Origin of the sequence: Streptomyces sp. NPDC006510 (assembly GCF_040611955.1) — a bacterium.
Lineage (GTDB): Bacteria > Actinomycetota > Actinomycetes > Streptomycetales > Streptomycetaceae > Streptomyces.
This window is the reverse complement of record NZ_JBEXPH010000197.1, coordinates 1-14522: the sequence shown is the minus strand read 5'-3', so window position 1 is coordinate 14522 and position 14522 is coordinate 1. Positions and strand designations below refer to the sequence as shown.

Sequence of the window (14522 nt, the reverse complement as noted above, 5' to 3'; positions counted from 1 at the left end):
CCGACCACCAGCCAGAACAGTCACACTCATCCCGCCCACCAAACCCGCCAGCAAACGCCAGAAAAACACCTAAATCACCGGTATTGCTACTAGGGCCTGTCCTGTGAATCCTGTGGTGCGCCCAGGATCCGGGCGGTCAGTGCTGGCAGATCCCGTGCCAGCAGGGTGTGCTGGGGCGGGCGGGTGACCAGGTGCAGGGCGACCTTCCCCGGCACGGGCGAGGGCAGGACCGTGTCGCCGGGGTCGTTCCACCAGCGGGCGGCGAGGGCGGGCACGAGGGCCGGGATCTTCTGGTGGCGGGCGATGCGAAGGGTTGCCTCGAGAGTGGGCCCGGGCCGAGGGCGCGCGCCCAGGGCGGACAGGGCTTCGTGGAGGGGTTGTCCGGCCAGGTCGATCGAGGAGTAGAGGATCTCGCGTCCGGCCAGGGGTGTCCTTCCCCGGCCTTGGGGCGGGGTGCCGTCGGACAGGACCAGGACCAGCGAGGACGCTCCGATCGGGGTGGTCTGCAGGCCGTGGGGCAGGACGGCCTGGTCGGCGATCGTGATGATCGCGGCGTCCAGCAGGCCCTGGTGGACCTGCCCGACCAGGACCGGCCCGTGGTCGACCTCGGCCTGCACGTCCACGCCGGGCAGCTCGACCTGGGCTGCGGTGAACACGATCGGAGCCAGTGCCTGGATCGTGCCCAGGCGCAGGGTGGCTGCCTGCGTGGCGGCCAGGACCTGGGCGGGCAGGGCGTCGAGGTCGGCCAGCAGGCGCGCAGCCTGCCGGGCCAGCTCCCGTCCGGCCGGGGTGGGCCGGGCCCCGGTGGTGTCCCGCTCGAACAATCGGGTTCCCAGGCGGCGTTCCAGCGCGGCCAGGCGGCGCGAGGCCGAGGGCTGGGTGGTCAGAAGCTCCTTCGCAGCAGCACCCACCGATCCGTGCCGAGCCACAGCCTCGGCCAGCACCAGGTCTTCTGTCCGCAGTCGGTAGGTCATGCCCACAGCGTATGAGCCGGGCCCGTCACGGAGCACCTACCGGCGGCAGGGGTGGCCCTCGAGGATCGGTGTGTGCGTACAGAACTGCTGCTGCTGACCGTGATCACGTTCGTGACCTGGATCGGCACGAGGATGACAGCCGTGGCCCTGCCCCTGGTGGCCCTGGCCGAGACGGGGCACGCCTGGACCACCGGCCTGGTCGGGGGCATGGCGGGTCTGCCCCTGCTGACCGTGGGCTGGTGGGGTCGGGACCTGCGCGATCGACTGACCTCGGGCCGGGCGCTGGCGGTGGTGATGGGCGTGAACGCGGCCGGCCTGGTCATCGTGCCTCTGGCCGCGACGGCAGGGCAGGTCGGTGCGGTCGCGCTGTGCGCCTCCGGGCTGGTCACGGGCGTGGCCGGGGCCCTGCTGGGGCCCGCCGAGCGGGCCCTGGTCTCTGACCTTGCCGACGAGCACGTTGCCCGGGGTGGCAGGTCCGGACCCGCGCGGTGGCTGGCCTGGCAGGACCTGGCCCACCGGGTCTCGATGATCTTCGCCCCGCCCGCCGGTGCCTGGGCCGTGACCGCCTGGGGAGCGCAGCCCCTGCTGTGGTGCGAGACCGCGGTGGTCGCACTGGCAGCGCTGGCCTTCCTGGCCGTTCCCGCCGCCGGGCCCGCCCGCCACCAGGACCAGACCGACGAGCACGAGGTGGGGAGGGTGTCTGCGGTGGCGGTCCTGCGGGAGCACCCGCAGGTGGCTGCCGGGATCCTGATGGCCGGGGTGGGCGGGGTGTGCTGGTTCGGGTTCAGCCTGGGCCTGGCGGTCCTGGGCGTCGAGCACGGCATGCCCGGACAGGTCGTCGCGGCCGCGATGAGCGGGTACGGGGCCGCGTCCGTGATCGCCTCTCTGCTGGTCCCGCTCGTGATCGACCGTCTGCCCCGCGTGCCCGCGATGGTGGCCTCCTGGGTGGTCCTCGGGGCCGTGTTCGTCCTGCTGCCCCTGGTCGCTCCGAACCTGGCCGGGGTGGCAGTGGTGGCCGCGGTGGGCGGGGCTGCGATGCCGTGGGGCATCGCCGCGCTCAACGCCCTGATCAGCGCTCAGACCCATGGGGCCGAACGGCGGGCGGCGTTCACCGCGGAGACCGTCCTGCACTCCGGGGGAACTTCGCTGGGCCTGCTGGCCGGTGGTGCCCTGATCGGGTGGGGCGGGCCCGGCCCGGTGCTCGTGGCCACCGGCCTGCTCCAGATCGCCGTCGCGGTCTGTGGGGCCGGGTGGGCATGGAAGACACGCCGCCGAACCCCTATCAAGGCTGGCGCAGGTTCGGCCGCCGGCTGAGCAAATAACCGTGACAGGACGTGACGACTTGGCCGACGAGCAGTGGGCCCTGATCGACCCCCTGATGCCCTCCTCCGGGCGCGGCGGGCAGTGGCGCGACCACCGGCAGGTCGTCGACGGCATCCTGTGGCAGCTGCGCACCGGAGCGCCCTGGCACGACGTTCCCGAACGCTACGGGCCCTGGAAGACCCTGCACGAACGCCTGCGCAGGTGGACCGCGGACGGGACCTGGCACCGGGTCCTGGAGCACGTCCAGACCGGTCAGGAAGACGCCGGGCGCATCGATTGGGTCATCTCGATCGACTCCAGCGTGGTGCGCGCCCACCAGCACGCGGCCGGGCCCGCCGCCCTGGTGGGTGCACGGCCACGATCGAAGACCTCGCCCTGCCCGGAGAAGCCCTGGGGCGTTCCCGGGGCTTAGTGCGTTGTGGCAAAGGGAGTCCCCGTTCGATGAGCGGGGGCTTCTTCGTGCTCGGGGCATGTTCGTCTAGGGGTGGGGGCAGGCAGCGGACGGCTTGTTGTTGATCGAGGAGGGTGCGATGCCGTCGGTGCTGGGGTTGATGGAACGGCGTGAGGCGCGGGCGAGGGAGGATCTGGAGTCCTGGACGGAGGTCCTGGAGCAGGCTCAGGCGGAGGTGGATGCCGCGCGGGAGCGTGTCGAGCGGGCTCGGGTGGGTCGGGAGGAGCTCGTGTCGGTGCTGGCCGAGGAGAGCGCGGTGAATGTGCCGGTTTCCGTGCCGTCTGGTGGTGAGGCGGCTTCCGCTGTGGGACCGGGCGGCTCCGGCGCGGGGGCTGGGTATGACGAGCGGCCGCCGGTGTGGCGGTCGGGCATGGGTGAGGAGGCGCTCAGTGGTCTGTATCGGAAGGTGTTCGCCGTGGTGGTGGCCGCTTCGGGGCCGGTGAGCGGGGTGGAGCTGGCGCGGGCGGTGGGCCGGGAGGCGGACAGCAAGAACGAGGTGGAGAAGATCCGTCACCGTGCGTATGCGCTGGAGAAGCGGGGCTGGCTGGTGCGGGAGAAGAACGGACGGTTCATGCCCGGGCCCGGGCCAGTCGGTCGGGACGCTTCTCCGGCCAGCGCGGGGCGTCGCCGGCCAGACGCCGTGACAGCCTGATCGTGGCGGCCCACCACACCATCTGCTGGTGGTGATCGGCACGGCGTTCGTGGTCGCGGTTGAGGCGGCGTGAGCGGGAGAGCCAGCTCAGCGTTCGCTCCACCACCCACCTGCGGGCCAGTACGACAAAGCCGCGTTGTCCGTCGGATCGGCGCACGACCTCGATCCGGACTCCGTGGCGGGCGAACGCCTTCGCCAGCGCCGGGCCCTGGTAGGCACTGTCGACCCACACGAGTTTCACCAGCCGGCCCGGCTGGTCCATGAAGGTCTCCAGCAGCGCGGGGGCGGCTTTGGAGTCGTGGACGTCCGCTGTCGTCACGGTGACCTCCAGGAGCAGGCCGTCGGTGTCGGTCAGGATGTGACGCTTGCGGCCGTCGCGTGATTTGCCGCCGTCGTATCCGCGGCTGTCCTCGCCGACGGTCTCGGAGGCGTCCACCGACTGACTGTCGGGGGCTCGGCGTTGCGGCCTGCACGCTCCCTGGCCGAACATCGCAGGCGTTCGTACAGCTCACGCACGTAGTCGTAGGTCCGCCAGCGGCGGAAGAAGTCGTAGACCGCCCGCCAGTACGGGAAATCGACCGGCAGAGCGGGCCTTGACCCCGGATCTTGAACACGTCTATGCGGCTCGGGTCAGGGTAGTTGCTGTTGTGCGGAAGGTGTTTTCGTAAGCGATCGGGGAGCGCTGGCCGAGCCGGGAATGCCTGCGTCGGGTGTTGTAGCGGGACAGCCATCGGAAGGCGTCGAGTCGGGCCTCGCGTTCGCTTGGCCAGCCCTTTCGCCCCTTCAGCGTCTCTCTTTTGAAGGTCGCGTTGAACGATTCCGCGGCGGCGTTGTCCGCGCTGCTGCCGACCGCGCTCATGCTCTGGCGGACGTCGGCGAGGCGGCAGGCATCAGCGAAGGCTCGGCTGGTGTACTGGACGGATTCAACTGATCGTCGCAACACCTTGATCGGGAGGTGGAGCGATGGGCTCTGTGGAGCGGCACAAGCAGGTTCGTGCGTATCGGGGGTTGATGCCGTCGCCGGGCAGGCCGTCGGTGGCCTGGCGTGAGGACAGGGTCAGGTTCTGGACGGCGATCGCTCGGGGTGCCAAGACCGAGGATGCGTGCAGTGCTGCCGGGGTGTCCGGGCCGGTGGGATTCCGCTGGTTCCGGCACGCTGGCGGCGTGAATCCGTGTCTTCCTGATGATGTGTCCGGGCGCTACCTGTCGTTTCCCGAGCGGGAGGACATCGCCGTCTGGCATGCCCAGGGCGCCGGGTGGTGCGCACCTACCGGTACGCGTTCCTCGTCCCCGCGGTCGCCGTCTTCTTCCTCCTGCCGGCCTTCTTCGGCATGTACCTCTCGCTCACCGACGCCTCGACCTTCGTCCCGGACACACACTTCGTCGGTCTGGACAACTACCGTCTGATGGCCGACGACAGCTCCGTGCTGTGGAACGCCACCTGGAACCAGTTCGCCTACGCCGCCTGCGTGACCGTCGGAAAGACGGTCCTGGGCGTGGCCATCGCCTTCCTCCTCGACCGAACCTTCCGCGGCGCCAAGTTCCTGCGCGTCGTCGTCTACCTGCCGATCATGTTCTCCACGATCGTGGTCGGCCTGCTCTTCGGCTACATCCTCAAGGCCGACGGCCCGCTCAACGTCCTCCTGGAGCCCTTCGGGCTGGCGCAGGACTGGTTCGGCAGCTTCGACCTGGCGCTCTACAGCGTCACCGCCGTCGACACCTGGATGGGCGTCGGCTGGACCGTCGTCCTCGTCCTCGCCGCACTCCAGGCGGTGCCGACGGAGCTGATCGAGAGCGCCCACATCGACGGAGCCGGCCCCTGGCAGGTGGCCCTCCACATCAAGATCCCGTACATCCGCCACGCCATCAACCTGGCCGCGCTGCTCACCTTCATCACCGGAATGAAGGCGTTCGACATGATCTACGCCACCACCGGCGGCGGTCCTGGGACCGCGACCGAGGTGCTCACCTCGTACGTCTACAAGCAGCTCAACACCGGCGCCCTCGGCTACGCCGCCGCCGTCCAATTCGTCCAGTTCCTCATGATCATCTCCGTCGCCCTGGTGATCAACCGATTCGTCCGCAGGATGGAGGCGACGGCATGACCCGCCGACCGGCCCGGCCCCGCGCCCGGAAGATCCTCGCTTCCTCGGCCACGTACACCCTGGCGGCCCTGGTCGCCCTGGTCTTCCTGGCTCCGCTGTACCTGGTGCTGATCACCAGCGTGAAGGGGACCACAGAGTCGGGAACGATGAGCTTCGCCCTCCCGCGCAGCTGGCACTTCGAGAACTACCTCACGGTGATCACCACCGGCGACTCGCTCCAAGCCCTCGGCAACAGCGTCCTGATCGCGACCGGTGTCACGGGTGGCACGGTCCTGGTGTGCTCGATGGCCGCGTTCGTGATCGCCCGCCGCCCGGGCCGGGTCACCGGCGGCGTCTACAGCTATCTGCTGACCGGCCTCGTCGCACCGTTCGCGTTCATCCCGGCGATCCGGCTCCTCCAGGAGATCGGCCTGGGCGGCTCGTACCTCGGTCTCATCCTCACGGACATCGCCGTGCAGATCCCCTTCATCACCCTGACCTACGTCGGGTTCATCCGGCAGCTGCCCCGGGAGATCGACGAGGCGGCGCTGCTGGACGGTGCGGGTTCGCTGCGGCTGTTCTTCACCATCATCTTCCCGCTGCTGCGACCGGTCAGCTTCACGGCGCTGGTCCTGGTCTTCACCTATGCCTGGAACGAGTTTCAGAACGTGCTCTTCTTGATCCCCGACGCCGATCGGTGGACCCTCCCCATGACGGTGTTCACCTTCCAGACCACGCACAGCTTCGACTACGGGCTGGTGTGCGCCAACCTCGTCCTGACGATGCTCCCGGTGGTCGCCGTGTACCTCGCGGCGCAGAAGTACATCGTGAGCGGGATGGTCGCGGGAGCGGTGAAGGCATGACCGAGGACCGCTTCGCACGCTCGGCGTGGTTCCGGCACGACCGCTTCGGCATGTTCATCCACTGGGGACCGTACGCCGTGCCCGCCCGCGGCGAATGGCTCCGTTCCCACGAACGCGTCCCGTTCGCCGACTACCAGTTCGCCGTCGACGGCTTCGGCGCCGAGGACTTCGACCCGCACGGCTGGGCGGAGCTCGCCGAACGGGCCGGCATGCAGTACGCCGTGCTCACGGCCAAGCACCACGACGGGTTCTGCCTGTTCGACACGGCGCTCACCGACTACGGCAGCATGCACAACGGCATCGGCCGGGACCTGGTCACCGAGTTCCTGGAGGCGTTCCGCGCCCGCGGCATCAAGGTGGGCCTCTACTTCTCGCTACTGGACTGGCGCCACCCCGACTACCCGCACTACGGAGACTGGGCACACCCCGAGCGCGACAACCCCGCCTTCGCCTCCCACCAGCCCGACCTGGAGGCATACCGGGCCTTCCTGCACGGCCAGGTGAGGGAGCTGTGCACCAACTACGGCAAGCTCGACATCCTGTGGTTCGACTTCTCCTACGAGGGGATGGGCCCGGAGCAGTGGGGGGCCGCCGACCTCGTGGCGATGGTCCGCGAGCTCCAGCCGGACGTCATCATGGACAACCGCCTGGAGACCAGCGGCGAGGGCATGGGATCCATCGTCACCAGCGAACCCACCTCGTACTGCGGGGATTTTGTCTCCCCCGAGCAGGTGATCCCGGTCGAGGGCTTCCGCACCCCGGACGGCACTCCGGTGCCGTGGGAGGCGTGCGTCACCCTCAACAACAACTGGGGGTTCGCCGCCGGCGACGATCTGTGGAAGTCCCCGGGACAGGTCATCACGAAGCTCGTGGAGTGCGTCGCCAAGGGCGGGAACCTGCTGCTCAACGTCGGCCCCGACGCGCGCGGCACCATCCAGCCCGAGGCCGTCGAACGACTGCGGCGGATCGGCCACTGGCTGGAGGCCAACGGCGAGTCCGTGTACGGAGCCGGGCCTGCCGGCTTCGGCACTCCCGAGTGGGGTTACTACACCCGCTCCGGTTCGACCGTATACGCCCACGTCCTGCGCGCCCCGATCGGTCCACTGCCGCTGACCGGCGTACCGAAGGACGCCATCGAGCGAATCAGTCTGCTCGCCGACGGCCGGGAGCTGAAGCTGTGCGAGGAGTGGGTCGTGGCCTCGTACCCCGACATCCCCTTCGTGCAGTTCGGCGAGGTCGGCCACTTCACCTATCCGCTGCCCGATCCGGTCGACACGGTCGTGAGGATCGAGCTGAAGGACGACACCACCTCAGCCGGAGGGACCTCATGAGGCTGCTGCGACTCGGGGCTGCCGGGGCGGAGACGCCAGCGGTACGGACAGCCGACGGCCGGACGTTCGCCCTCTCAAGCCTGACGGGCGACATCGACGGGGCATTCCTCGCTTCGGGTGGTGTCGAGAGGGTCCGTGCGGCGCTCGATGCCGGCACGCTGCCGCTGATGGAGACGGATGGGCTGCGGGTCGGGGCTCCGGTCGCCCGGCCGGGGAAGGTGGTGTGCGTCGGGCTCAACTACCGCGACCACGCGGAGGAGACCGGGGCGGCGGTACCGGAGCGTCCGGTGGTGTTCATGAAGGACCCAGGGACGGTCGTCGGCCCGTACGACGAGGTGATGATCCCGCGTGGGTCGGTGAAGACGGACTGGGAGGTGGAACTGGCCGTCGTCATCGGCCGTGAGGCGCGGTACCTGGCCGGTCCGGAGGAGGCGGCGGATTGTGTCGCGGGTTACGCGATCAGCAACGACGTCTCGGAGCGTGAGTTCCAGCTGGAGTACTCCCCGCAGTGGGACCTGGGGAAGTCGTGCGAGACGTTCAACCCGCTGGGGCCGTGGCTGGTGACACCGGACGAGGTCGGTGACGTTCAGGCGCTGGGGATGCGGCTGGCTGTGAACGGTGAGGTCCGTCAGGACGGCACCACCAAGAACATGATCTTCGATGTCCCATACCTGGTCTGGTACTTGAGCCAGTACATGGTGCTGCGGCCTGGTGACGTCATCAACACCGGAACTCCGGCCGGGGTGGCCCTGGGCCTGTCCGGCAGCCCGTACCTGCGCGCGGGTGATGTGGTCGAACCATCGATCGACGGTCTCGGCAGCCAGCGCCAGACCTTCAACCAGGCCTGAAGGGAAAACCGTTGAGGATCACCGCGCTCGACACCTACGACATACGGTTCCCCACCTCGCGAGAGCTCGACGGCTCCGACGCGATGAACCCCGACCCGGACTATTCCGCCGCCTATCTTGTGCTGCGCACGGATACGGGCGACGGCCTTGAGGGCCACGGCTTCGTCTTCACCATCGGCCGCGGCAACGACGTCCAGGTCGCCGCGATCGACGCGCTGCGCGCACACGTCGTCGGACGGCCGGTCGACGACCTGTGCGCCGACCCCGGCTTGCTGTATCGCGACCTGATCGGAGACAGCCAATTGCGTTGGCTGGGGCCGGAGAAGGGCGTGATGCACATGGCCATCGGCGCCGTGACGAACGCCGTCTGGGACCTGGCCGCCAAGCGCGAAGGCAAGCCGCTGTGGCAGCTGCTCGCCGACGCCGAGCCCGAGTGGCTGCTCGGACAGGTCGACTTCCGGTACCTCACCGACGCGCTCACGCCCACCGAGGCGCTGCGTCTCCTGAGGCAGGGCAAGGAGGGTGCGGCTGAACGCGCCGAGCGGCTCCGGGAGCGGGGCTACCCGGCATACACCACCTCCCCCGGCTGGCTCGGCTACAGTGACGAAAAGCTCACTCGGCTCGCCGAGCAGGCCGTCGCCGACGGCTTCACCCAGATCAAGTTGAAGGTCGGCGCCGACATCGAGGACGACATCCGGCGCTGCCGCGCCGCCCGCGCCGCCGTCGGACCCGACATCCGCATCGCGATCGACGCCAACCAGCGCTGGGAGGTCGACCAAGCCGTCAGCTGGACGCGGGCGCTGGCCGAGTTCGCCCCGTACTGGATCGAAGAGCCCACCAGCCCCGACGACATCCTGGGCCATGCCTCGATCCGCGACGGTGTCCTCCCGATCAAGGTCGCCACCGGCGAGCACGTGCAGAACCGGATCGTGTTCAAGCAGCTGCTCCAAGCCGGCGCGATCGACGTGCTGCAGCTGGACGCAGCACGGGTCGGCGGGGTGAACGAGAATCTGGCGATCCTGCTGCTCGCCGCGAAGTTCGGGGTGCCGGTGTGCCCGCACGCGGGCGGGGTCGGACTGTGCGAACTCGTGCAACACCTGTCGATGTTCGACTACGTCGCCCTGTCCGGCACCACCGAGGACCGCGTGATCGAGTACGTCGACCACCTCCACCAGCACTTCCTGGACCGGGTCGTGATCGACGCCGGCCACTACCGCGCACCGTCCACCCCTGGCTTCTCCGCGCAGATGGACCAGGCAGCCATCGACACCTACCACTACCCGGACGGTGACTTCTGGGCGGCGGACCTGGCCACCGTCCGCACCGGCTCCGGGACGGAGGCCACGACATGACGGGGCGCGATCTCGACGGCCTGCGCGCGCTGGTCACCGGCGGGGCTTCCGGCATCGGGCTGGCCACCGCACGGCTGCTCGCCGAGCGTGGTGCGCGGATCGCCGTGCTGGACCTTGCGCCCGAGGATGTGCCGGATCCACTGCTCGGCTCACGGCGGACCTGTCCGACGACGCGTCGGTACGGGCGGCCGTACGTGAGGCCGCCGAGGCGCTCGACGGCCTCGACATCCTGGTCAACAACGCAGGGATCGGCGCTGTCGGCACGGTCGAGGACAACGGCGACGAGCAGTGGCACCGCGTCCTGGACGTGAACGTCCTCGGCATCGTTCGCACGACGCGGGCAGCCCTGCCGCATCTGCGGCGCTCGGGCGCTGCTTCGGTCGTCAACACCTGCTCGATCGCCGCCACGGCAGGCCTTCCGCAGCGGGCGCTGTACTCGGCCAGCAAGGGCGCGGTCCTCTCCCTGACCCTCGCCATGGCCGCGGACCACGTCCGCGAGGGCATCCGCGTCAACTGCGTGAACCCCGGCACCGTAGACACCCCCTGGGTGGGCCGGCTCCTCGATCAGGCAGCCGACCCGGCCGCCGAACGCGCGGCCCTCGACGCCCGCCAGCCGACCGACCGACTCGTATCCGCCGACGAGGTCGCGGCCGCCATCGCCTACCTCGCCTCCCCTGTCGCCGGCAGTGTCACCGGCACCGCCCTGGCCGTGGACGGCGGCATGGCCGGACTGCGCCTGCGCCCCGCCGCAGGCTGACCCTCCCCGAACCACCGGCCGGGCGCGGACACCTGACCATGCCGCGCCCGACCGGGCTCCACCACCAAGAGGCAAACCCGTGCTCAGCACACCACTCGGGACCAGCACCACACCGGTCACCGAGCTCTCTCTCGGCGCCGCGCCGCTCGGCAACCTGTTCCGCCCGGTCAGTGACGAGGACGCCGCCGCGACCATCGACGCCGCCTGGGCCGCCGGGATCCGCACCTTCGACACCGCCCCGCACTACGGCCTCGGTCTGTCCGAGCGGCGGCTCGGACAGGGGCTGCGCGAGCGTCCGCGCGAGCAGTACACGCTCTCCACCAAGGTCGGCCGACTGCTCCGTCCCCGTGCGCGAGTGACGGGCGACGACCTGGCCAACGGCTTCGCCGTCCCGGCCACCCACGAGCGGGTGTGGGACTTCAGCGCCGACGGCGTACGCCGTTCGCTGGAGGCCAGCCTGGAAAGGCTCGGCGTGGACCGCATCGACATCGCGTACCTCCACGACCCGGACGACCACGCCGAAAAGGCACTGACCGAGGCGTACCCCGAGCTGGAACGGCTGCGCACCGAAGGCGTCCTGGGCGCGATCGGCGTCGGCATGAACCAGGCCGGGCTGCTCACCCGGTTCGTACGCGAGACCGACATCGACACCGTTCTGCTGGCCGGGCGGTACACCCTGCTCGACCAGGGCGGCCTCACCGAACTGCTCCCCCTGGCCGCCGAGCGCGGTGTCGGTGTGGTCGTCGGCGGCGTCTTCAACTCCGGCCTGCTGGCCGACCCCCGCCCCGGCGCCACGTTCGACTACACAACCGCCTCCGACGCACTCCTGTCCCGGGCCCTGGAGCTCCAGGTGGTGTGCGAGCGGCACGGGGTGCCGCTGCGCGCCGCCGCCCTGCGGTTCCCGCTCGGGCACTCGGCCGTCGCGAGTGTCCTGGTCGGCGCGCGTAACCACGCGGAGATCGAGGACGCCGCAGCCATGCTCCAGAGCCCCGCCCCGGCAGCCCTGTGGGAGGAGCTGAAGGCACTCGGCCTGCTCACCGCGGGCATCCCGACTCCCCAAGAAGTGCACTGATGCATGTCGCGCTCTTCGTCACCTGCTTCAACGACACCCTCTTCCCCGGCAGCGGGCGGGCGGTGGTGACCATCCTCGAACGTCTTGGCCACACATCGGTCCGCGGCTGCTCCGGCCGCAGCGGCTGTGAGGACCGGTTCTCGTCCGGGGCTGTTCGGATGCTGACCAGTGTGGATTCCTGGGGGTGGACGACCGACCCGCTCCAGCGGACCTGGTCGTCCACCCCGCCCAGCAGGCCTTGAGGCAGGGACGATTTTTGAAACCGGCCTTCCTCCTGTTCACGAGACGCTGTCTGGAGGCCAGGCCGTGCTGCCGAATCGCTCGCTCGGGAGGCGTACAGCGCCTCGCGGAGCAGATGGTCGCCCAAGCGGCTCCCGCAGACACCCTGGACGAGATCAGCGTCTTCTTGGGGCCGCCCGAATGGCCGCTGGAGCAGACTCTGAGCTTCCTATCCGAGCAAGACGTCTTCGAGAGCCTTCTGGTGATGCCCGAGACCTTCGGGTGCTGGAAGTTCACCGGGACACCGGGACACGCAACGGGGGCTTCGCCGCCGACGTGCCGATCAGCGGCGCGATCCGGGACTGGATCTCCGGCACCTCCATCCCGGAACTGGCCCGCACCTGGATGCTGACAGCTTGCCAGCCGATCCCCAGCCGCTGGAGCAGGCCGTGCACAGCATCAGCAAGGCCTTCGAGCACGCGATCAGCTGGACAGCCGGCGCCTTGGTCAACCTCGTCAATACCCACCCCTGCTGACACCCCCACCACGCCCCGCCTGTTCGCACACACGGCCTGGCACATCCGGTACGGTGTCGACACCGAGCAGGCCATCAAGCTGCTGACCTCCGGCATTACCTCCCACCACCTGGCCCACCAGATCGGCCGCGCCGCGGCGGAGGCCGGAATCGGCTCCGGTGAGCTCCGCACCTGGGTCGCCGATCAGCAGATCGACGGCTGGGTCACCGCGTACAAGGCCAACACATACGAGGTCGAGGACATCCTCGATTACGTGAGCAAGCCGGCTAACCCGCTCAACGAACTGCTGCGGGGCCATCCCGTGACCATCCCTCTTGCACGGGTAGGCCCGGGCACCGGAGACGGGCCGGTCACCCTGACCCACCCAGGCAAGAAGCCGGCGACCATCAGGGTCAACCGCGACGGAAACCAGATCGCGGCCATCCCCGCCGCCCGGCATCACGCCGTCCTCACCCTGATCGACAGCGGTCTCGACCTCACCCACCACCTTGAAGCCGGGCAGCTTGTCACCACCTTGGCCATGGCCAGCCTGTAGGGCGTCGAGGGTTGGCCGGCGCCGGGCGGGTTCGGCCTCCCGGTGACCTACTGTTCCGGGTCGTCAGCAAGGCGGTAGACAGCTCGATCGGTGTCGACGCGCTGGAGGATGCCGTCCGCGGCGAGGTCGCGCAGGATCTGCCGGGCGCGCTTCTCGTCGACGGCGTGGCCAATCTCGTGGAGCGCGGCGACGGAGCGCTGAGCGTCCCACTCCCCGCCCTCGCCGGTGATTGCCTCGGCGAGGCAGTCCTTTTGGCTGGCGAGCTGGCCCTGCTGGTGGGTGGCGACAGAGGCCTGGAACGCGGGAAGGGCATCGGTGCGGATGCGGTAGCCGGCGACCTTTCCGAAACCAGGGCCCTCAGCGAGGACGGGCGAGACCTGGTCCGCGATCCACCAGTTACGACGGACGCCGCGCTTCAGCGCGGCCTTGAATGCACCGCTGCTGCCGGTGAGCTTGCCCTCGCCGTGCGGACCGCGCAGGACATCGGCCGGCACGTAACCGTCCTCGCGGGTAGCGGCCTCGCGCAGGATGCGCTGGGCGGTAGCCGGCAGGGAGAGGTAGTAGCGGGAGGCGGTCTCCGGGTCGGACCAGTCGGTGGCCGGCCCGGCGGTCTTCAAGCTGCCGGCGTGTTCGGCGAGCAGCGCCAGGAGGGCCTTCTGGAAGGCGGGATCGGGATCCTCAACGATCAGGTGGAGCTTCACGTCATTCCCTTGCTGGAAGAAGCGAATAAGAGCACACCTTGCGAGCGAGACTGTAATGCGGAGGGTGCACGCGATGCAAGCTCCTAATCTCGTTTTATGTGCCTTGAAAGACGTGAGATTGGGCGTCAGCGGGGTCGCAGAGGCAGTACCGCTCGCCGGGCCACTGACACGGCCAGGGATGGAACGTCAGCGTCATGTGTCCGGCCTACCAGCGCATGCTGAGCGCATTCCACGCCGCTGCTCGGGGAGTTTCGCGGCGCGTTTGCGGAGGTTGTCGAGCCACGTGCCGAGCTTGACCACCACGACCTCTTCAGCGCCGTTCTGACGGCCTGCCGGGGACGCGCCCGCATCAGCTCCTTGACGTGCTTCCGAGGCACCCTCAGATGCCCCTCGCGGACGTGGAACTGCTGTGCTGCTGCGAGGTTGGCCGCCCACTTCGCGTCCTGGGTCTGTTTCACCGGCCGTTCGTAGTCCTCAGCTGGTGTGATCTTGAGGGTGTTCTCCCGGATCCACTGCTGTACAGGCAGAAGCTGCTCCCACCCGTGCCGCTGTACGTTCGCCCACTGTCCGAGGTCTTCGTCCTGCGCGACGACGTCGCCCGCAGCCCCGGGAGTATGCCGCCGGCCTGGACGTGGTTCTGGACGAGGCGGAAGCAGCCCTGCCACCCGGTGTCCCAGACCGGTCACGAGCGGAACGAGTATCGGGGCAGTTGTCACCCAGTAGTCGTTTGCGGGTCTATCAGGAATCAGGTGTGGTTCGTCTGTTTGGCCTACAGGTTCTTCGGTGGGCTGATCGGCCTACGCTCGGATGGCGGTGAGGCGGCC

General features: G+C 69.3%; 14 protein-coding genes and 4 pseudogenes. 14 read left to right on the top strand and 4 right to left on the bottom strand.

Going from position 1 to position 14522, the window contains the following annotated elements; genetic code table 11:
- Positions 1-89: 89 nt before the first annotated feature.
- Positions 90-974, bottom strand: a complete 885-nt coding sequence (locus tag ABZY11_RS36520; RefSeq protein WP_356483289.1) for a LysR family transcriptional regulator — start codon at positions 972-974, stop codon at positions 90-92.
- A 72-nt stretch (positions 975-1046) separates the two neighbouring features.
- Between ABZY11_RS36520 and ABZY11_RS36515 the strand changes: the two genes are divergently transcribed.
- The 3 genes and pseudogenes from ABZY11_RS36515 to ABZY11_RS36505 all read left to right on the top strand — a co-directional run bounded on the left by ABZY11_RS36515 (position 1047) and on the right by ABZY11_RS36505 (position 3400).
- On the top strand, positions 1047-2288 hold the full coding sequence (locus tag ABZY11_RS36515; protein WP_356483288.1) for an MFS transporter: 1242 nt from the start codon (positions 1047-1049) through the stop codon (positions 2286-2288).
- Between the two features lie 4 nt (positions 2289-2292).
- A pseudogene (locus tag ABZY11_RS36510) lies at positions 2293-2705 on the top strand (IS5 family transposase); the annotation flags it as partial.
- Positions 2706-2827: 122 nt separating this feature from the next.
- On the top strand, positions 2828-3400 hold the full coding sequence (locus tag ABZY11_RS36505; RefSeq protein WP_356483287.1) for a hypothetical protein: 573 nt from the start codon (positions 2828-2830) through the stop codon (positions 3398-3400).
- On the opposite strand, the gene ABZY11_RS36500 is transcribed toward ABZY11_RS36505, so the two are convergent.
- Together ABZY11_RS36500 and ABZY11_RS36495 are read right to left on the bottom strand one after the other, a co-directional pair.
- Positions 3318-3836: an IS5 family transposase gene (locus tag ABZY11_RS36500; RefSeq protein ID WP_356483286.1), complete on the bottom strand. Its 519-nt coding sequence runs from the start codon at positions 3834-3836 to the stop codon at positions 3318-3320. The two genes, ABZY11_RS36505 and ABZY11_RS36500, sit on opposite strands and share 83 nt — an antisense overlap.
- Before the next feature lie 180 nt (positions 3837-4016).
- Positions 4017-4316: pseudogene (locus tag ABZY11_RS36495) on the bottom strand (integrase core domain-containing protein); the annotation flags it as partial.
- A gap of 47 nt (positions 4317-4363) precedes the next feature.
- Between ABZY11_RS36495 and ABZY11_RS36490 the strand changes: the two are divergent.
- From ABZY11_RS36490 to ABZY11_RS36445, 10 genes and pseudogenes are all read left to right on the top strand, one after another.
- Positions 4364-4657 (top strand): annotated as a pseudogene (locus tag ABZY11_RS36490) (helix-turn-helix domain-containing protein); the annotation flags it as partial.
- A gap of 2 nt (positions 4658-4659) precedes the next feature.
- A complete protein-coding gene (locus tag ABZY11_RS36485) occupies positions 4660-5505 on the top strand; it encodes a sugar ABC transporter permease (RefSeq protein ID WP_356483285.1) in 846 nt (281 codons plus the stop codon).
- Positions 5502-6347, top strand: a complete 846-nt coding sequence (locus ABZY11_RS36480) for a carbohydrate ABC transporter permease (RefSeq protein WP_356483284.1) — start codon at positions 5502-5504, stop codon at positions 6345-6347. Before ABZY11_RS36485 ends, ABZY11_RS36480 begins: the two co-directional genes overlap by 4 nt.
- Positions 6344-7678, top strand: a complete 1335-nt coding sequence (locus ABZY11_RS36475) for an alpha-L-fucosidase (protein ID WP_356483283.1) — start codon at positions 6344-6346, stop codon at positions 7676-7678. Before ABZY11_RS36480 ends, ABZY11_RS36475 begins: the two co-directional genes overlap by 4 nt.
- A complete protein-coding gene (locus ABZY11_RS36470; RefSeq protein ID WP_356483282.1) occupies positions 7675-8526 on the top strand; it encodes a fumarylacetoacetate hydrolase family protein in 852 nt (283 codons plus the stop codon). Before ABZY11_RS36475 ends, ABZY11_RS36470 begins: the two co-directional genes overlap by 4 nt.
- An 11-nt stretch (positions 8527-8537) precedes the next feature.
- The gene (locus ABZY11_RS36465; protein WP_356483281.1) at positions 8538-9878 is read left to right on the top strand and encodes an enolase C-terminal domain-like protein; all 1341 of its coding nucleotides are present in this window, start codon (positions 8538-8540) and stop codon (positions 9876-9878) included.
- A pseudogene (locus tag ABZY11_RS36460) lies at positions 9875-10635 on the top strand (SDR family oxidoreductase). The gene ABZY11_RS36465 and the pseudogene ABZY11_RS36460 overlap by 4 nt, the downstream one beginning before the upstream one ends.
- A gap of 79 nt (positions 10636-10714) precedes the next feature.
- Positions 10715-11707, top strand: a complete 993-nt coding sequence (locus ABZY11_RS36455) for an aldo/keto reductase (protein WP_356483280.1) — start codon at positions 10715-10717, stop codon at positions 11705-11707.
- Positions 11707-11949, top strand: a complete 243-nt coding sequence (locus tag ABZY11_RS36450; protein ID WP_356483279.1) for a hypothetical protein — start codon at positions 11707-11709, stop codon at positions 11947-11949. The genes ABZY11_RS36455 and ABZY11_RS36450 overlap by 1 nt, the downstream gene beginning before the upstream one ends.
- A 259-nt stretch (positions 11950-12208) precedes the next feature.
- Positions 12209-12997, top strand: coding sequence for a hypothetical protein (locus ABZY11_RS36445; protein WP_356483278.1), 789 nt, complete (start codon positions 12209-12211; stop codon positions 12995-12997).
- Between the two features lie 47 nt (positions 12998-13044).
- Here the strand turns inward: ABZY11_RS36445 and ABZY11_RS36440 are convergent, their stop codons facing one another.
- Entirely contained in the window at positions 13045-13698 is a 654-nt protein-coding gene (locus ABZY11_RS36440) for a hypothetical protein (protein WP_356483277.1), read from the bottom strand.
- 383 nt (positions 13699-14081) lie between these two features.
- Between ABZY11_RS36440 and ABZY11_RS36435 the strand changes: the two genes are divergently transcribed.
- On the top strand, positions 14082-14522 hold a 441-nt coding region (locus tag ABZY11_RS36435; RefSeq protein WP_356483276.1), incomplete at its 3' end, for a hypothetical protein.

What these genes read in the sequence shown, in the direction of transcription:
- ABZY11_RS36520 (WP_356483289.1), bottom strand. Translation starts at nt 974, where the DNA reads ATGACCTACCGACTGCGGACAGAAGACCTGGTGCTGGCCGAGGCTGTG.
- ABZY11_RS36505 (WP_356483287.1), top strand. Translation starts at nt 2,828, where the DNA reads ATGCCGTCGGTGCTGGGGTTGATGGAACGGCGTGAGGCGCGGGCGAGG.
- ABZY11_RS36480 (WP_356483284.1), top strand. Translation starts at nt 5,502, where the DNA reads ATGACCCGCCGACCGGCCCGGCCCCGCGCCCGGAAGATCCTCGCTTCC.
- ABZY11_RS36475 (WP_356483283.1), top strand. Translation starts at nt 6,344, where the DNA reads ATGACCGAGGACCGCTTCGCACGCTCGGCGTGGTTCCGGCACGACCGC.
- ABZY11_RS36470 (WP_356483282.1), top strand. Translation starts at nt 7,675, where the DNA reads ATGAGGCTGCTGCGACTCGGGGCTGCCGGGGCGGAGACGCCAGCGGTA.
- ABZY11_RS36450 (WP_356483279.1), top strand. Translation starts at nt 11,707, where the DNA reads ATGCATGTCGCGCTCTTCGTCACCTGCTTCAACGACACCCTCTTCCCC.